The sequence below is a fragment of the Pectobacterium sp. CFBP8739 genome, from assembly GCF_013449375.1.
In the GTDB taxonomy this organism is placed as follows: Bacteria; Pseudomonadota; Gammaproteobacteria; order Enterobacterales; family Enterobacteriaceae; genus Pectobacterium.
The window spans coordinates 172,283-189,202 of record NZ_JACDRR010000007.1; the positions used below are offsets into that span (position 1 = coordinate 172,283).

Here is a 16,920-nt window from a genome sequence, read left to right on the forward strand (position 1 = left end):
AATATCGTGGAGTGACCTGCTATGGCTGGCGTGAACAAAACGCACCTGACTGAAACGGATATCATCAGCAAATTCATCCTTCCTGCGGTTAAGGATGCAGGCTGGGATGATTTTGCTCAGATTCGTCAGGAAGTGAAACTGCGTGATGGCAAGATTGTGGTTCGTGGAAAACTAGCCTCACGTATCAAAGTCAAATCTGCCGATATCGTGCTGTACCACAAGCCGAACTTGCCGCTGGCAGTCATCGAAGCCAAAGCTAACAAGCACGCCATCAGTAAAGGGATGCAGCAAGGGTTGGACTACGCCAGTCTGCTTGATGTGCCCTTTGTGTTTGCTTCTAATGGCGATGGGTTTGTTTTCCACGATAAAACGAATCCGCAGCAGCTCGAATCCGAAATTGCGCTCAGTGATTTCCCAACACCAGAACAACTCTGGCAAAAATATTGTGTCTGGAAAGGGTTCACTCAGCAGCAGTTGCCCGTAATCAGTCAGGATTATTACGATGACGGCAGCGGGAAATCCCCCCGTTATTATCAGATGCAGGCGATCAACCGGACGGTGGATGCCGTATCGGCAGGTAAAAACCGTATTCTGCTGGTCATGGCGACAGGGACAGGAAAAACCTACACGGCGTTCCAGATAATCTGGCGATTGTGGAAAGCGAAAAACAAAAAACGCATTCTCTTCCTCGCGGACCGCAACATTCTGGTCGACCAGGCGAAACGTAATGATTTTCAGCCGTTCGGCACCGCGATGACCAAAGTCTCTGGGCGCACTATTGACCCAGCTTACGAGGTGCATCTGGCATTGTACCAAGCGATAACCGGACCGGAAGAGCATCAGAAAGCCTATAAACAGGTGTCACCGGATTTCTTTGACCTGATCGTGATTGACGAATGCCACCGTGGCAGCGCGTCTGAAGATTCAGCCTGGCGGGAGATTCTGGAATATTTCGGTAGTGCCACACAGGTGGGCCTGACGGCAACGCCAAAAGAAACTGAAGACGTCTCTAATATCGATTACTTTGGCGAACCGGTTTACACCTACTCGCTGAAAGAAGGCATTGAAGACGGTTTCCTCGCGCCTTACAAAGTGGTGCGCGTCGATATTGACGTCGATGTACAAGGCTGGCGGCCCGTCAAAGGTCAGTTGGATAAATACGGCAAAGAAATTGAAGACCGTATCTACAATCTGAAAGATTTTGACCGCACCTTGGTGATTGATGAGCGCACTATGCTGGTAGCGCAGACCATCACCGATTACCTGAAACGCACTGACCCGATGGATAAAACCATCGTTTTTTGCAACGACATCGATCACGCCGATCGCATGCGTCATGCACTGGTGATCCTCAACCCTGAACAGGTATTGAAGAACGAAAAATACGTGATGAAAATCACCGGTGATGACGAGATCGGCAAGGCGCAGTTGGAGAATTTTATCGATCCTAAAAAAGCCTATCCGGTTATTGCGACCACCTCAGAGTTGATGACCACCGGTGTCGATGCCCAGACTTGTAAGCTGGTGGTGCTGGATCAAAACATCCAGTCCATGACCAAATTTAAACAAATCATCGGGCGTGGCACGCGTATCAACGAAAAACACGGAAAACTGTGGTTTACCATTCTCGACTTCAAAAAAGCGACAGAACTGTTTGCCGATCCCCGCTTTGACGGCTTGCCAGAAAAAGTGCTGGTGGTAAAGCCCAACGACATTTCCGATCAAAATTCCGATTTCAATGAAAAACTGGATGAGGAAAATGACGACGATAATGTCGCCAATGAAGCGCGAGAAGATGCCGCTGACTACCAGACCAATCATGATTATCACTGGGGCAGCGGCGAATTTCATGAGGATGATGAAGACAACGTCCGCAAATTCTATGTGAATGGGGTGGATGTAAAAGTGCTGGCTAAGCGCGTTCAGTATTACGATTCTGACGGCAAACTGGTCACCGAATCCTTCCAGGATTACACCCGGAAAACGATGCTCAAAGAGAGTGAGTACGCTTCACTGGATAGCTTTGTACGTAAATGGCAGGATGCGCCACGTAAGCAGGTCATCATCGAAGAACTGGCGCAGCTAGGCGTTCTGTGGGATGTGCTGGCGGAAGAGGTGGGTAAAGATCTCGATCCGTTTGATTTGCTCTGCCATGTGGTGTACGGTCAGCCGCCGTTAACCCGTCAGGAGCGCGTGGCGAATGTGCGTAAGCGTAACTACTTTACGAAATACGCTGAACCGGCGCGGCAGGTGCTTAGCACGCTGCTGGATAAATACGCCGATGAAGGCGTGCAGGAAATCGAGGATGTTCAGGTGCTAAAACTGAAACCGTTCGATGCGCTGGGCCGCCCCATTGAGATCATTAAAACCCGTTTTGGTGACAAACAGGCGTATGAGCAAGCTGTCAACGAACTGGAGAACGAGATCTACCAGTTACCGCCGCGCTCAGCCTGATAACGCATAAACATCGTGCCACTGGTCGCGCCTGCGTCCGGTGGCATCCTTTTTTAAGAATGGAAAGAAAAGATGTCGATTAGTTCAGTCATTAAATCCCTTCAGGACATTATGCGTAAAGACGCCGGGGTGGACGGCGATGCCCAGCGCCTCGGGCAACTTTCATGGCTGTTGTTTTTGAAGATTTTTGATACCCAGGAAGAAGAACTGGAACTGGAGCAGGATCACTACCAGTTCCCGATCCCACAACGCTATTTATGGCGTAGCTGGGCGGCAAACAGCGAGGGCATCACCGGTGATGCGCTACTGGAATTTGTCAACGATGACCTGTTCCCGACCCTGAAAAACCTCACCGCGCCGATTGATAAGAACCCGCGTGGCTTTGTGGTCAAACAGGCGTTCAGCGATGCCTACAACTACATGAAAAACGGTACGCTGCTGCGTCAGGTGGTCAACAAGCTCAACGAAATCGACTTCAGCAGCAGCCAGGAGCGTCATCTGTTTGGCGATATCTACGAACAGATCCTGCGCGACCTGCAAAGCGCCGGTAATGCGGGCGAGTTCTATACTCCGCGTGCGGTGACGCGCTTTATGGTCAACCGTATTGACCCGAAACTGGGTGAGTCCATTATGGACCCGGCCTGCGGCACTGGCGGCTTCCTTGCCTGTGCGTTCGACCATGTGAAAGCGCATTACGTTAACACCACTGAAGACCACAAAACGCTGCAAAAGCAGATCTATGGCGTAGAGAAAAAACAGCTTCCCCATCTGCTGTGTACCACCAATATGCTGTTGCACGGTATTGAAGTGCCGATACAAATCCGTCACGACAACACGCTCAATAAACCGCTCTCTTCCTGGGACGAACAACTGGATGTGATTGTTACCAACCCGCCGTTTGGCGGCACCGAAGAAGATGGCATCGAGAAAAACTTCCCTGCAGAAATGCAGACCCGCGAAACCGCCGATCTGTTCCTGCAACTGATTATTGAAGTGCTGGCCGACAAAGGCCGCGCGGCGGTGGTATTGCCGGACGGTACGCTGTTTGGTGAAGGCGTGAAAACCAAAATCAAAAAGCTGCTTACCGAGGAATGCAACCTGCACACCATTGTGCGTTTGCCGAACGGCGTGTTTAACCCGTATACCGGCATTAAAACCAATATTCTGTTCTTCACCAAAGGCCAGCCAACCAAAGAAGTGTGGTTCTATGAGCACCCGTACCCAGACGGCGTGAAGAACTACAGCAAAACCAAACCGATGAAGTTTGAAGAGTTCCAAACCGAAATCGACTGGTGGGGTAATGAAGTGGATGGCTTTGCCAGCCGTGAAGAGAATAATCAGGCGTGGAAAGTCAGCATCGATGACATCATCGCTCGCAACTTTAACCTCGATAGCAAGAACCCGTATCAGGGCGAAACCGTCAGCCACGATCCCGATGAGCTGCTGGCGCAGTACCAGACGCAGCAGGCGGAAATCGGCGAGCTGCGTAACCAACTGCGCGATATCCTCGGTGCCGCACTGGCAGGCAACAAGGGGGCGAACTGATGACCGTTGAGACGTTGATTACCGACCATATCGATATCTGGGCTTCCGCTCTGCAAACCCGCTCCACTGCGGGGCGCGGCAGCAATGGCAAAATCGACCTCTACGGCATTAAGAAACTGCGCGAGCTGATTCTGGAACTGGCGGTGCGCGGCAAACTGGTGCCGCAAGACCCGAATGATGAACCAGCGTCTGAGTTACTGAAGCAGATTGCGAAAGAAAGAGATGAATTAGTTAAGAGCAAAGTGATTAGGAAACCTAAAAAACTTGAAAAAATTGCAATAACCAAAATACCCTTTGATTTACCTGATGGTTGGGAATGGTGTTATTTAAATGATATAGGTGATTGGGGAGCTGGAGCCACGCCAAGTCGCTCTAATGCAAAATATTATAATGGTGATATTCCGTGGTTTAAATCAGGGGAACTCTCTTCGGATTTTATTTCGGATTCCGAAGAGAAAATCACAGAATTTGCCTTGCAAGAGTGTTCACTCCGTGACAATAAAGTCGGGGACGTGTTAATTGCGATGTATGGGGCAACAATTGGTAAGACATCGATCTTAAATGTTCGTGGTACGACTAATCAAGCAGTATGTGCTTGCACTCCATATAGTGGAATTTCGAATATATATTTATTAACCCTTTTAAAAGCTTACAAGAGAATTTTCATCGGGATGGGGACTGGTGGAGCTCAGCCGAATATATCAAGAGAAAAACTTATTGCCACAGTATTTGCTCTTCCGCCTAAAGCTGAACAAAATCGAATTATCTGCAAGGTTGACGAACTCATGTCCCTCTGCGACAAACTGGAACAGCAATCGCTAACCAGTCTGGACGCCCATCAGCAGTTGGTGGAAACTCTGCTGGCAACGCTGACTGATAGCCAGAATGCCGAAGAACTCTCCGAAAGTTGGGCGCGAATCAGCCAGCATTTCGACACGCTGTTTACTACCGAAGCGAGTATTGACGCGCTTAAGCAAACCATTCTGCAACTGGCGGTGATGGGTAAACTGGTGCCGCAAGATCCTAACGACGAACCGGCTTCTGAACTGCTCAAACGTATTGAGCAGGAAAAAGCGCAATGGGTGAAAGAAGGTAAAATTAAAAAACAAAAACCGTTGCCGCCAGTGAGTGATGAGGAAAAGCCGTTTGAGTTGCCGGAAGGGTGGGAGTGGTGTCGAATAATATCAATAGCTCAAGTCGGGACAGGTTCTACTCCTTCAAGAGATAATCCTGATTATTGGTCTGAACCAGAGTTTAATTGGGTTACAAGTGGTGAAACATCATCACCATTTATTATCGATACAGCTGAAAAGGTCTCAATGAGGGCTGTAAAGGAAACAAATATTTCAATTTATCCACCTGGTACCCTTATCATTGCTATGTATGGTCAGGGGAAAACTCGTGGTCAGATAACTGAATTATGTATCGCAGCTGGAACAAACCAGGCTTGTGCGGCAATTCAATTATTTGAAAGTAATGAGTTTCACCGTCGATATATCAAGTTTTTCTTTGAAAAATCTTACGATGATTTAAGAAGTCATGCCGCAGGCGGGGCGCAGCCGAATCTAAATTTAGCTAAAGTATCAAATACACTGATTCCTATCCCCCCTTTAGCAGAACAAATTGAAATTACGGCTAAGATAGATGAGTTATTTGTGTTTTGTGACACCCTCAAATCCCGCCTGCAATCCGCCCAGCAAACCCAGCTCCACCTGGCGGACGCACTTACCGATGCAGCAGTAAACTAAGGAACAGACTATGCCGGTTCATCATGCTATCTGGCGGGTGGGGGAGAACCCGCAGCCGCTGACCATCAGCAAACTCGCCACTGAAAAACTGTTGCAGAAGATGATTATTCAAGATTCGTCCATACTGTCCGACCAGTGGATGATGATTGGTGAGGAAGTCAATACGCTCGACAGCGGGCGTATCGACCTGCTGGCAATCGCACCGGATGCCTCGCTGATCCTGATTGAACTCAAGCGTGATCGCACGCCGCGTGAAGTGGTGGCACAGGCGCTGGATTACGCCTCCTGGGTGGATGACTTAACCGCCGAGCGCCTGTCGCAGATTTATGAGAAATTCTCCGGTGGTGGGAATCTCGGTGAGGCGTTCAAGCGACGTTTTAATTCCGAACTGGAAGAGGAGTCACTCAACCAGTCGCACCAAATCATCATTGTCGCGGCTGAGCTGGATCCGTCCACCGAACGCATCGTCGATTATCTGAGCAAAAATGGTATTTCGATTAACGTGCTGTTCTTTAAGGTATTCCAGCACGGTGATGAGCAGTTCTTAAGCCGCACGTGGCTTATCGACCCGAGTGAGACACAAACCAATGCCGCACAGGCCACAGCCACCAGTGCCAACGCAAAGGAACCTTGGTACGGGGAGTTTTATGTCTCGTTTGGCGACATGCAAAGCCGCAACTGGGAAGAGGCGCGACACTACAACTTTATCAGTGCGGGCGGCGGAAGTTGGTATAGCCAGACGTTAAAACAGCTTCAGCCTGGTAACCGAGTGTGGGTAAAAATCCCAGCGAAGGGCTACGTTGGCGTCGGTATTGTGCAGGGGGCTGTTGAGCCTGCCAGTAGCTTCACCATCAACACTGACGACGGCGAAAAGCTGGCGATGGATGTGCTGAAGTATCGCGATCTCTATCGTCTGAATGCGGATGATCCCGATAAATCCGAGTATTTTGTCCCCGTAAAATGGCTGGAAACCCGCAGTGAGCAAGAAGCGGTGAACGAAGTCGGGTTTTTCGGCAACCAAAATACGGTCTGCAAGCCTACCGCGCCGAAGTGGCGACACACGGTAGAGAAATTAAAGCGTTATTTCAGAAATTGGGACGCGGAATTGTAATGCTCAGGTGATGATTTTCCCGACAAACAAGAAATGAGTACGTCAGTCAGAAGACGTCTAAAAGTGAATGGTTCGGTTTATTGGGGGGATTACACCCCCATAAAGGCCCCAACATCGACTTGATTTCCAGTATGCCGAGTTGACCTCGGTAGAGCTCAGCGACAGAAAATCCTAGTGGTATCAATGAATATAACGGGATTTTGTTGAACTCGGTAGAGTCTGGGAGAAGGTAAAATGGTCCCTACAGGATTCGAATTAGCCACGTATCTATATTGAAATAAAAGGATTTTCACCAGTTCGAAAAACGTAGTGGCCCCCAAATGGGCCCCCAAACCTTTCTGGCTGGATTTTTTGCGGGTTATCCGCAGTAGGCGGTGGATTATATCCTGTTTTGGGGTAGGGCAAAATACAGCTTATCGGCTAACCCAGTTTTCCACTCGTAGCCCAGGCACTCGCTCAAATTCACGCATATTGTTCGTTACCAGTATTAAACCTGCGGACCGAGCGTGACCGGCTAACATGGCATCATACGGGCCAATGGGGGTTCCTTGTCTTGCCAGTTCCGCACGAATTTGGCCGGTATGTACGGCAGCGTCAAAGCCATAAGTTTGCACTTCCATACGTGCAGAAAACCCTTCAATCACAGCGAGATTCTTCTCTGGGTTTACCGATTTCTCCGCGCCATAGATCAGTTCCATCAGTGTGATAGCACTGATAGCAAACTGCCCGTAATGACGGTAGAAAGCGTCCCTGACTTCCTGCGGTTTGTTCTTGATGGTGTAAATACAAATATTGGTATCGAGCAGATATTTCAGCATCAGAAATCTTCCCTGATCTGATCATCGGGCTGCTCTCTGGTGATCATAAAGTCAGGCGTTACTCCTTGTTCTTCGAACCAACTGTCCCAGCTTTCCCCTGCCGGAGTAATGATACGTGTGCGACCAATCGCAACGATATCAACCTGCTTCACATCATCGGGCAGCGCAACGGCTTTGGGGAGCCGTACCGCCTGGCTGCGGTTACTTTTAAATACTGTGGTTTTCTCCATGGGAACCTCCGTGGATAAATTTTGTGCTATCGATAGCATAAAGTGTTGTTGGGATATGTCAATGGGATATACTTTGGCGAGCGAGTATATTACCCAATATTCCCCCATATTCTGGCAAAATATTTTCTTTGCATCGTATAGGCGTAGAGACAGTAACAAATTTTTTAACATATAGGATGAATGGATGCATAACACTCTGAGGTTTCCGCTCTACAAACTCATCACAGTTGCACTGTGTTGCATTGTACTCAGTGCCTGTACCAGCCTAATCTCTGGTAATAGATCAGTTCCGGTACGCGTCACTGATCTGGAGGATATCGAGAAAGCTTTAGCTACGCCGATGGATGCGCCGTTGATCACTCATCAAATTGGGCATCGCCCAGTCAAGATTTACAAGGTGGCGTTTGACGGTACTTTTAACGATCGCGCCCGGATCCCCTTAGATGAACGTGAAACGATGGTGGCAAGAATCGCTCGGCAAGTGAATGCCGATCGTTATTATCGTGGCGTTGGCATGCAAGGCAGTGGTATCGATTATCCTGATGGGATCTCGGGTTCCAGCAGTTTTGACGTTGCCGAGCAGGCAAAACGCGAGTTTTTTGTGCAAGCGAGCAAGTGGCTGTTGGATAACCCCAACACTGATATTCGCGTATTTGTCACGGGATTCAGCCGAGGGGCCGCAACAGCGCGGCATTTTATGAATCTGGTGACGCAGCAGTGGCCGATGCGATTTGGCATGGTTGAAGGTTTGGCTGCTAGTGCCGGCGCAAGGTTTTATGCGTTGCTTTATGACACCGTAGCCACTGGGCAGAGCTATAGTCTTATGTTGAATATCCCGTCGTCTGTGGATTATCTAGTGCACTTCTATGCGACGAATGAAACCCGGAACCAGACTTTTGCACCGATAATCGATAGCGATCCGACCCCTTTACCCTCCCTATGGCGTTTCCAACCGATACCCGGTCGTATCAATCTGATCCGCTTGCCAGGTGCCCACTCTGACATCGGTGCCTCCTACCCTAAGGGAATTAGTGATATTTATATCCAACTGACGGAACAGTTTTTGTATGCCATGGGGTTAAGTGCGAACAACTGCTGGGAGAGCGATGACGATCCGCTGCTGGCGGGGAAGCATGATTCCCGGGGATTGCTGGATAAACTCTTTGGCAGCCTCGATCCGACTCAGGTCAATAATGCCAGTCGCAATGATATTACTAAACCGGCATCTCCGCTAACGCCGGAGGAGGGGGCGATGATTGCCGATCGTCTTCGGGCGATGTACGCCGCCAATGCCGATCGCGGAATCGGGATGTTTGTCCAGAGATCGGTGACGTGGTTTGCCCGAATGCAATTAAGAAAAACGGATAACAGGCTTGAATTGCTGAGCGTTGGCAAGAACATTGACCCTACATCTGTGACGTTTACCCCAGAGGGCGATTTCATTCGGTTGAAGTACCGTTTCAATGGAATCGGAAACGGTAGTAGCGTATTGCTGGCACCGAAGGTACTGAAACAGATAAAGACTGAGTCGAAGGGATCCGAACTGGCTATCACCTTCATCGTACAGGGAAATTCGGCGAACCTCGCTATCTGGATAGATGCCAAACTGGCAGTATCCGAGTCAATGTCTATCGGCGAACCCAGAATTTTTGCACAGCCGATAAAGAGTTGCCATAAGCAGCCTGACGGAACGCTGCGATCGCCGATCGAAACGCGTATTCTGAATACGCCAGCTGTTGGTATAAGAATTCATTGAATAGGCATGTTCTACATGATGTTCATAGAATCTGGTTGAATTAAAGTCGCCGTTAGCGTTGAAATAGCCTGTAGCTGATTGAGGAGTTGCTCTATCTGTTGCAGCGCGGTATCACGTCCGGTAACGATACGTTCGATATTGGTCGAGCAAATCAGCTCGGTGTGTTCGGTTAAAACCTCGGGTTCAGTTTGCATCATTTGTGGTCCATACATAAAAGCAAATGCGCCAGCCGGTCAGGGCTGGCGCATTATGCATCGGGGAAGAGGATAAATAGATTTGGCCTGGTATTACTGGAAAGCGGCTCGCAATCTTTATGCTTTGAGCAAGCTGGTAGCGCGTCTGGCACGGAGAACATCAACGGCTGTGAGAAACGGCGATTGCTCCTGCCAGTTAAAACCGTTGCGGTCGATACGCACCAGTTCGTATTTTTCCACCAGAAAATTCACGGCATTGACCAGTGTGACGCCAGCATCGATATGCTCCTGAATCACGTTTTCCTCGCAGAACGGTGTGTCGTTCAGCGTCAGGCCGTAGTGCTTTTCCAGCAGGTAGGTCAGCAGTTGTTGCCAGACGGCTACAGGTAACGGGCAAGGGATATCCTCCCGTGGCGGGATTGCAGGTGATGTTTGCATGGGAATACTCTCTACAGGTTAAGTCAATAAAATCAGGAAAATGCTCAGGATGGGAGAGACGTTGCAGGTTATTCGGCTGCTGCCGAAGAGGGATAAATAACAATATACACATAACCAAAACTGCCCAGCGTATCGGCTTCACAAGTCCAGTCGTTGCAATGCTGTGTAATGCAACCTGGCTGGCGAGGATTCAGTTCACCCGTGCGTAGCTTCTGCTCTAACAGCTTAATCAGCTCAGGGAAGCAACGNNCTGGCCCGGTCTGCCAGATAGTGCAGACGGTTACCTTCCTGAACCAGTCTGGCTCCGAATCGCGGAGTGACCGCACGTTTTAGTCCCCATTCTGGGGTATCAGACGATGACATAATAGCTTCCTTTAAAAGCATGGTGGTAAATGTGGTCATCACAGCCAACCGCGTTCAGCGAACGACACTACCTCAGCGCCGCCAACAACCAGATGATCGAGGACTCTGACGTCGAGTTGTGACAGTGAGTCCTTCAACTTGTCGGTGATATGGCGGTCAGCCTGACTCGGCTCGGCCCAGCCGGAGGGATGGTTATGTGCCAGTATCACGGCAGCAGCATTGTGACGCAGTGAGGCTTTGAGAATTTCACGCGGATGCACTTCGGTGCTGTTGATACCACCCAGCGCGATAACTTCCTTTTCTATCAGACGGTGCTGGTTATCCAGATACAGCACCATAAAGACTTCGCGCTCCAGGCTACTGAGTTCCAGCATCAACCAGCTTTTGGTGTCCTCCGAGGTCTTGAACTGCCGCGCATTTTTACGCACCCGTTTTTCCAGCAGGCACAGCGCCATCTGGATGATACGTTGCTCTCTGGACGCAACACTGCCTGCCAATGAATTACATGACATAGTGATTCCTTAATAAATAAAATGCCCCCGCTGCATAAGCAACAGGGGCAGGGATGGGTTTACTTTGTGTGGTTAACGCTATCACTAGCGTCGGGAAAACCAGCGTAGCACTTTGGCAAATACCGTTACGCCGACAAACAGCCCTATCGGGATACCCAGAAACGGTGTCAGCGCCACGCTGGCGACGCCTGCGGTTCCGCTGCCAGTTAGCAGTCCGGCAACGGTGGCGATAACCAGTCCAATAAGGCTGTCTGAGATACCGGTTTTACTTAATACAATGACAACCACGACAATAACGATGATGGCAATAATGGGCATGGGTTATCTCTCCCGATTATTCCCGGTGTGTCGTGACACACGACGAGATATCAGCCAGCACCTTCTGCACGTTTTTCTGCCTGGGCTCCCAGGCACCCACATGCTGGTCATTGAGATAAACGTCAAACTGTGTTGCGCTGCCAATCGCCTCAATAAATGCGAACCAGGCATTATCCGCATTGCGCCATCCTAACGAGGACGGAATACCGTATTGCTGGTCATCGATAACGACGACGATGGACACCTCGGTGGAAAAATGGGAATCGACACCCTGTCTCCCTACGGGCGACACCGCCACGCTGTGTTGCAACGTGTTGTCTTCGTCAGGGTTACCGGTGCAGTTAACGGTAAAGACGCTACCCTCAGTGTTGGCTATCCGATATTCGGTGACACCCTGACCAGAATCGGCGCTCCACAGGTTCGGTACGGCCTGTGCGGATAACGGCAACAGCAGTGCGCCTGCAAGCAGAAGCGAAGGGATGTGTTTCATGCGGGTTCCTCTGTGTGAATGGATCTGTCTCAGGGTTAGTAGCCGTAACGGCGGTGGTGCTCTTTGTTGAAGCCGTCTGCCAGCCATTTACCCAGTTTCTGCTCCTGTTCACGTTTCTGCGCCTTAATTTCCGCCATCTTTTTCTGGTCGATGCACTTTTCTGGAATGCTCAGCAATAACGTCGGCTGCTCGGGCTTGCCGTCGGCAAAATTGGCGTTGAAATAGACCTTTGTGTCGGTAATTTCATAGGTACAGTTGCTGGTTTTGTTACCACGATAGACCACCTCCAGGTCACCTGATGTTTTTGACCGCGTACTCATATTTACCCGAGAAAGGGTTTTGGCCTTTTTATTCGCCAGAAACAGTGGCCCGTAGCCATCTCTGACAAAAAACTGCTCAGTCCAGGGATAGTTAAAAATCGTTCTGCCTCTATAGGTCATGCGGATTAACTGGTCATCACTCAGCCCATCAGGGTTGGTCCAGCCAAGCCTTTTGAAGGTAAGCCAGGTGACCTGAGCAGGAAGCTCGGTTTCTGCCTGAGCGGAGAAGGTTGCCAGTAGCCCGATTATCAGCCATCCCCGTTTGCCCGGAAGGTATGTAAACATCATCGTATCCTTTATGTTGAAGTCATTATGAAAATCGTCCAGGCAGAACGGTGTCTGCCTGTGACGTCTGGTGTGGCTCTTCACTGAACTGCCCGGTAACGGCTTCTGTGTGCCGCTACGGGTACTGTCCTTTTTTATCCGTCTTTCTGGTTTTCTCTGGTGTTGGCATCGCGTCCCTGACTTATGTGGCCGGAGACGTGCCGAAGGTGGTGAGTACGTCGTGAATAAAGCGAAAGTGCGGCAATGCCGTGATGAAGCTGGATTGTGTGGTCAGGTGACTGATATCATCACGGCGCTGGAAGGACTCGGTAGAGACCGTCACCCCATGAATCTCATGCAGCGGCAGGACCAGAAGATGCCCCAGTGATTCGGCCACCAGATACCACTCGCCATACAGGCAGATAAGCCGGTAAGGCGATAACCCGTCATAGCGCTGACCGTCGGCCAGAAGCGTGACACGTAGCTGCTCACCAATTGCCCGAGTCAGACGGTAAAAATGCCCCGGCAGTGTCGGCGTACCGCGCAAGGGCGGATGCCAGACCAGACAGGGTGCGTCCTCACCGCTGTCCAGCAGGGTGTTAACCAACCGGTTATCCAGACCGGGAAACACGTTCTCCATCCCGGTCTGTCGGACAAACATCAGCACATCCTGCCCATGCCGTGCCGGGTTATGGTGCTCCGGCAAACGGCAAAGACCGTTGCGGTATTCCAGGTCGAGATACATCAGCCGTTCACGGAAATCTCGCCGCAAGGTGCGGGTAGAGACGCCGAACTCTGCCGCCAGTTTTCTAACGCTCAGTGTTTCGCCTGCCAGTAATCGGCTGATTATCAATGACAGCCTGACGGCCAGCCGGTCATATCGGCGGTCAGCCTGTGTCATGGTGCAGCCTCCTGAAGCAGTTAACGGAATGAAAGTCCTGTGATTACTTTAAAGAGGGGCGTGGTCAGGGTATGGACACTATGAAAAATATTTTTATTTTCAGTAAGAAAGCCGGTGGGATGCGGCCTGAGGGGCGATTGAGGTAAACAGGCTATGAGGGAAAACGCTAACCGTCGGACACACCCTGTCCAGGTGGTTACAGAGTGATAACACTTGGCCTATCCATCACTGGCATGTCGCCAGCATGGTTTCTGCCATCACGACGAGTCACGTTAACTGAACCATAGGAATGTCCTCAGAAAAAGAATAAACAAAAGCCCTGTAGCAAAAGCGACAGGGCCGGACGGGATGGGAAAGCATAGGTATTGCCTAGAACAGCAGTGACCACAATGAACGGGCGAGTGACACCACAGTTTGTTTGAGGCCGCCGATAAGTATTTTTAGTGGTGCGGGGACGACAGGTAGCGCAATAACGCTATCAAGTACGTCGCCGACCGACTGGGCAAAATCATCTTGAGCCCGGTTATCAATAGCCACTGAACGCCAGTCGGGCTGTAAGCGGGCTGACAACGGACTGCTGGCCTTTGGCGGTAAACACTGAAACAGCGTTTCCACCATTGCTGCCATGCCCCAGCTAGTTTTTACCGACACGGCGCAGACTGGATGGGTAGGAAAGAAAGTGGAACGCACTGTGACGCGCTGGGCATAAATATTGCCAGACTGCTTTAATGAGGGTTGCTGCGCATCCCAGTCCCATTCGTGACTGGGCTCCAGCTTATCGACCTGATTCAGAACAAATAGTATCTTGTCACGGTAGCGCTCACCGATAATGGTACGATAAATATGCTGGTCAATGGCAAGCGCCCGGTCATCAGCCTTGAGCAACCAGAGCACAAGATCAACACGTGGCAACCAGTGCTGATAGAGCGCAGCATAGTCATGGTCCCGCTCCTCACTCTCACCGACACCGGGCAAATCAACAAACAGAATGCTGCGTTGTCCTGATGACAGCCGGAACGTAAGAGCTTGCCGGGTACAGGCTCGGTTATCACTGACAGGGGACACTTCCCCCAGAAACAGTGCATTACACAGGCTGGATTTACCTGCACCGGTCTTCCCCATAATGCCGATGACGGGTTCGTATTGGATCAGTTGTTCAATGTGGTTAATAACGCGCTGGTGCAGGCTATCCGGCAATACTGACAGCGACGCCTGTATCTCGCGCAGATTCTCGTGGTTAAGCATAAGGATTTCTCAGACAGACAGAATGGCGTGGCGGCCATTGAAAGCCACCACTGATTGGGGTGTGCATGGGGATAATATCTATCTGAAAAAAATCTAATAATATCAAACGGAAATGCTGAATTTTTTTAGGTTGGAGTGATGACGGTAATCAAAGCTGGTTTACGGAAGGTAAGTCCATTCTTTTTTGAATCCGTGCGATACACCGGTACTATCACGGCATTTTTGTCACTGAACAGAATAGGCACCCAACAGTAGACGCTTGGATCTTTGGCCGTTTTAGGAAATCCCCGCGTACCAGAAGATATCAGATCGATCATGTTAACAAACAAAGCACCAGTTAAATCAAAAAAGAGATTTTCGTAAATCACATCTTTTAGCATCAGAATAAAAGCATCACCTGCGGCTAGCCTTATCGGTGCTGATTCATCATCGCTTTTCTTCTTATCAGTAAATACAATCCGCTCGGCATAGATGAAACAGGCATACTGAGCACCTTTCCTATTTACTCTCATAGCTACGTCACAGATATCCTTGATATAGCGACTCTCCACCTTTCCGATATGATCATCACGGCGATAATGGCGCTTTTTCTCTCGAACATGAAGTATCCCGCTAGCGCTATCAAAATCATACATTTTTCCCACGAGGAGATTGTTTTCAAAAATTTCCAGACAATATCGCTCAGCATCTACCACATTTTTTCTTCGTGGCAAATCCTGTCGATAGACGCCGGATAATAGTCGTGTATTGAGTTCATCTGCGAGTTGATAGTAACAATTAACATCATTCAACACTGGCACAGTAGCATCAAGCAATGTAGCTATAGCCAGAGAGCGAGAGATACCTTGCTTCTTGCAGTATTCATCCACGACACGTAATGTGTCCGAATTAGTGACATTAAAGGTAATACGCTCTGCCACACCTAGCCTCTTTGTTAATCATATGGTAAATTTTGCATAACTTTAAACTTTAATGAATTATTTATCAATGGTTTATTATTTGTTTTTCAATGAAATAAAAATCATTATTAATGTAAGGCATATCTATTTACTATTTTTTGATAAGATATTAAGAAAGAACATTTGGGTTTTTAGTATAATTAATATTCTCTGTCTGCTCTCATTTCCCTTATCAATACTACATGTATAACATAAGCAACAAATACGTCCGATAGCATCTACCCACTGTAATGGCGTACCACAAGAAATACCGTGATCGTCACACTGCCTTACTGAATAGAAAACACATATCAGTCCATTTCTCTGTATATCCACTACAGAGGACTCGATTATGAATTTTCCCTATCCCTATAACCGTAATTACACGATGAACTGGTTCCTACTTTCGTTAGTCAATGACCACCTTAATCAACTGTTAGCCCGTTACTCTCGCCTACAACCCATCAGGATCGATCTATTTTATCGTAAAGGTTCATGGCGTTATCTCCATCATGGGATGAAGCAGACTGAATGGGAGGTTCGCCAGTTGGCTGAAATGATGATGCGCCAAGGCAGACTCGTCGGATATTTTTGGGTATTGGAGTCTACACCCCTTCATGGGTGTCATGCCCACATCGTGATGTATCTCAATAGACACAACAATCAGGCAACATATCCGGTAGCAGAACAGGCTGGAGCACTGTGGCAGTACATAACGGAAGGCCAGGGTTACCACAACCGGTGCGATCGTAAAGCCAGCTATGAAGCTGATATAACCCAGCCAGTTAATTACGATGATAACGTTGCTATCAATGGCCTACGCTACATCATCAGCTATCTGGCGAAAGAAAAGCAGAAGGACGGGCATTATTACTACGGTTCTAGCGAGGTTCCTACACCCAGTGGGCTAGGAAGGCCACGAGGTAATTCGTGAAGGCAAAACACTTTTTACATTCCCACCGGTTGTTATGCCGGAGCAGGCAGTGATAACCAGCATCTCGACTCCGGTACTCTTTAAACTACCGGAGAATTTCGCTATGACTGTTCAACCTTCCCTACTTGAAGACCAGTTTGTTGATATGGCATTCATCACCAAACTGACAGGGCTCACCGACAAATGGTTTTATAAACTGATCAAAGATGGCCTGTTTCCCAAACCCATTAAGCTAGGGCGTAGTTCCCGTTGGCTACAAAGTGAAGTGGAGACCTGGTTACAGCAGCGCATTGATAGGTCTCGTCAGTAACGCTTTCCTACATTTGCAACAATCCTCCCAA

General features: G+C 49.2%; 17 protein-coding genes and 2 pseudogenes. 7 read left to right on the forward strand and 12 right to left on the reverse strand.

Features of this window, described 5'->3' with window-relative positions:
- Window positions 1–21 precede the first annotated feature (21 nt).
- The 4 genes from hsdR (at window position 22) to H0247_RS06765 (ending at window position 6,858) form a co-directional block, all read left to right on the forward strand.
- Entirely contained in the window at window positions 22–2,454 is a 2,433-nt protein-coding gene (gene hsdR, locus H0247_RS06750) for an EcoAI/FtnUII family type I restriction enzme subunit R (RefSeq protein ID WP_180741858.1), read from the forward strand.
- Between the two features lie 72 nt (window positions 2,455–2,526).
- A complete protein-coding gene (locus H0247_RS06755) occupies window positions 2,527–3,999 on the forward strand; it encodes an N-6 DNA methylase (protein ID WP_180741859.1) in 1,473 nt (490 codons plus the stop codon).
- Complete coding sequence (locus tag H0247_RS06760) at window positions 3,999–5,747, forward strand: restriction endonuclease subunit S (protein ID WP_180741860.1); 1,749 nt, start codon at window positions 3,999–4,001, stop codon at window positions 5,745–5,747. The genes H0247_RS06755 and H0247_RS06760 overlap by 1 nt, the downstream gene beginning before the upstream one ends.
- Window positions 5,748–5,757: 10 nt before the next feature.
- Entirely contained in the window at window positions 5,758–6,858 is a 1,101-nt protein-coding gene (locus tag H0247_RS06765; RefSeq protein WP_180741861.1) for a nuclease, read from the forward strand.
- Between the two features lie 413 nt (window positions 6,859–7,271).
- Here H0247_RS06765 and vapC read toward each other — a convergent pair whose 3' ends face one another.
- Both vapC and vapB read right to left on the reverse strand, forming a co-directional pair.
- The gene (gene vapC, locus H0247_RS06770; RefSeq protein WP_180741862.1) at window positions 7,272–7,676 is read right to left on the reverse strand and encodes a tRNA(fMet)-specific endonuclease VapC; all 405 of its coding nucleotides are present in this window, start codon (window positions 7,674–7,676) and stop codon (window positions 7,272–7,274) included.
- Window positions 7,676–7,906, reverse strand: a complete 231-nt coding sequence (gene vapB / locus H0247_RS06775; protein ID WP_039360473.1) for a type II toxin-antitoxin system VapB family antitoxin — start codon at window positions 7,904–7,906, stop codon at window positions 7,676–7,678. Before vapB ends, vapC begins: the two co-directional genes overlap by 1 nt.
- A gap of 184 nt (window positions 7,907–8,090) precedes the next feature.
- Between vapB and H0247_RS06780 the strand changes: the two genes are divergently transcribed.
- Window positions 8,091–9,662: a DUF2235 domain-containing protein gene (locus H0247_RS06780; RefSeq protein ID WP_180741863.1), complete on the forward strand. Its 1,572-nt coding sequence runs from the start codon at window positions 8,091–8,093 to the stop codon at window positions 9,660–9,662.
- Between the two features lie 41 nt (window positions 9,663–9,703).
- Here the strand turns inward: H0247_RS06780 and H0247_RS06785 are convergent.
- The 10 genes and pseudogenes from H0247_RS06785 to H0247_RS06830 form a co-directional block, all read right to left on the reverse strand.
- A pseudogene (locus H0247_RS06785) lies at window positions 9,704–9,856 on the reverse strand (restriction endonuclease subunit M); the annotation flags it as partial.
- A 117-nt stretch (window positions 9,857–9,973) separates the two neighbouring features.
- Window positions 9,974–10,294, reverse strand: a complete 321-nt coding sequence (locus H0247_RS06790; RefSeq protein WP_180741864.1) for a TA system toxin CbtA family protein — start codon at window positions 10,292–10,294, stop codon at window positions 9,974–9,976.
- 68 nt (window positions 10,295–10,362) lie between these two features.
- Window positions 10,363–10,657, reverse strand: a pseudogene (locus H0247_RS06795) (type IV toxin-antitoxin system YeeU family antitoxin).
- Between the two features lie 38 nt (window positions 10,658–10,695).
- A complete protein-coding gene (radC, locus tag H0247_RS06800) occupies window positions 10,696–11,169 on the reverse strand; it encodes a DNA repair protein RadC (RefSeq protein ID WP_180741865.1) in 474 nt (157 codons plus the stop codon).
- A gap of 84 nt (window positions 11,170–11,253) precedes the next feature.
- Complete coding sequence (locus H0247_RS06805; protein ID WP_040034648.1) at window positions 11,254–11,487, reverse strand: membrane protein; 234 nt, start codon at window positions 11,485–11,487, stop codon at window positions 11,254–11,256.
- A 16-nt stretch (window positions 11,488–11,503) separates the two neighbouring features.
- Window positions 11,504–11,977 (reverse strand): hypothetical protein, encoded by a 474-nt coding sequence (locus tag H0247_RS06810; RefSeq protein WP_180741866.1) that lies wholly within the window; start codon window positions 11,975–11,977, stop codon window positions 11,504–11,506.
- Window positions 11,978–12,012: 35 nt separating this feature from the next.
- Complete coding sequence (locus H0247_RS06815) at window positions 12,013–12,582, reverse strand: hypothetical protein (protein ID WP_095994930.1); 570 nt, start codon at window positions 12,580–12,582, stop codon at window positions 12,013–12,015.
- Between the two features lie 181 nt (window positions 12,583–12,763).
- Window positions 12,764–13,462 carry a DeoR family transcriptional regulator gene (locus H0247_RS06820; RefSeq protein ID WP_180741867.1) on the reverse strand — a complete coding sequence of 233 codons (699 nt, stop codon included), beginning with the start codon at window positions 13,460–13,462 and terminating at the stop codon, window positions 12,764–12,766.
- A gap of 369 nt (window positions 13,463–13,831) precedes the next feature.
- A complete protein-coding gene (locus tag H0247_RS06825) occupies window positions 13,832–14,707 on the reverse strand; it encodes a GTPase family protein (RefSeq protein ID WP_180741868.1) in 876 nt (291 codons plus the stop codon).
- A gap of 125 nt (window positions 14,708–14,832) precedes the next feature.
- On the reverse strand, window positions 14,833–15,627 hold the full coding sequence (locus H0247_RS06830) for a hypothetical protein (RefSeq protein ID WP_180741869.1): 795 nt from the start codon (window positions 15,625–15,627) through the stop codon (window positions 14,833–14,835).
- Window positions 15,628–15,997: 370 nt separating this feature from the next.
- Here H0247_RS06830 and H0247_RS06835 point away from each other — a divergent pair, with 370 nt between their 5' ends.
- Both H0247_RS06835 and H0247_RS06840 read left to right on the forward strand, forming a co-directional pair.
- The gene (locus tag H0247_RS06835; protein ID WP_180741870.1) at window positions 15,998–16,579 is read left to right on the forward strand and encodes an inovirus-type Gp2 protein; all 582 of its coding nucleotides are present in this window, start codon (window positions 15,998–16,000) and stop codon (window positions 16,577–16,579) included.
- 103 nt (window positions 16,580–16,682) lie between these two features.
- The gene (locus tag H0247_RS06840; RefSeq protein ID WP_040034120.1) at window positions 16,683–16,889 is read left to right on the forward strand and encodes an AlpA family transcriptional regulator; all 207 of its coding nucleotides are present in this window, start codon (window positions 16,683–16,685) and stop codon (window positions 16,887–16,889) included.
- The last annotated feature ends 31 nt before the right edge of the window (window positions 16,890–16,920 follow it).

Bases quoted from the DNA above. Each gene is read 5' to 3' on its own strand.
- hsdR (WP_180741858.1), top strand. From the start codon at position 22: ATGGCTGGCGTGAACAAAACGCACCTGACTGAAACGGATATCATCAGC.
- H0247_RS06755 (WP_180741859.1), top strand. From the start codon at position 2,527: ATGTCGATTAGTTCAGTCATTAAATCCCTTCAGGACATTATGCGTAAA.
- H0247_RS06760 (WP_180741860.1), top strand. From the start codon at position 3,999: ATGACCGTTGAGACGTTGATTACCGACCATATCGATATCTGGGCTTCC.
- H0247_RS06765 (WP_180741861.1), top strand. From the start codon at position 5,758: ATGCCGGTTCATCATGCTATCTGGCGGGTGGGGGAGAACCCGCAGCCG.
- vapC (WP_180741862.1), bottom strand. From the start codon at position 7,676: ATGCTGAAATATCTGCTCGATACCAATATTTGTATTTACACCATCAAG.
- vapB (WP_039360473.1), bottom strand. From the start codon at position 7,906: ATGGAGAAAACCACAGTATTTAAAAGTAACCGCAGCCAGGCGGTACGG.
- H0247_RS06780 (WP_180741863.1), top strand. From the start codon at position 8,091: ATGCATAACACTCTGAGGTTTCCGCTCTACAAACTCATCACAGTTGCA.
- H0247_RS06790 (WP_180741864.1), bottom strand. From the start codon at position 10,294: ATGCAAACATCACCTGCAATCCCGCCACGGGAGGATATCCCTTGCCCG.
- radC (WP_180741865.1), bottom strand. From the start codon at position 11,169: ATGTCATGTAATTCATTGGCAGGCAGTGTTGCGTCCAGAGAGCAACGT.
- H0247_RS06805 (WP_040034648.1), bottom strand. From the start codon at position 11,487: ATGCCCATTATTGCCATCATCGTTATTGTCGTGGTTGTCATTGTATTA.
- H0247_RS06810 (WP_180741866.1), bottom strand. From the start codon at position 11,977: ATGAAACACATCCCTTCGCTTCTGCTTGCAGGCGCACTGCTGTTGCCG.
- H0247_RS06815 (WP_095994930.1), bottom strand. From the start codon at position 12,582: ATGTTTACATACCTTCCGGGCAAACGGGGATGGCTGATAATCGGGCTA.
- H0247_RS06820 (WP_180741867.1), bottom strand. From the start codon at position 13,462: ATGACACAGGCTGACCGCCGATATGACCGGCTGGCCGTCAGGCTGTCA.
- H0247_RS06825 (WP_180741868.1), bottom strand. From the start codon at position 14,707: ATGCTTAACCACGAGAATCTGCGCGAGATACAGGCGTCGCTGTCAGTA.
- H0247_RS06835 (WP_180741870.1), top strand. From the start codon at position 15,998: ATGAATTTTCCCTATCCCTATAACCGTAATTACACGATGAACTGGTTC.
- H0247_RS06840 (WP_040034120.1), top strand. From the start codon at position 16,683: ATGACTGTTCAACCTTCCCTACTTGAAGACCAGTTTGTTGATATGGCA.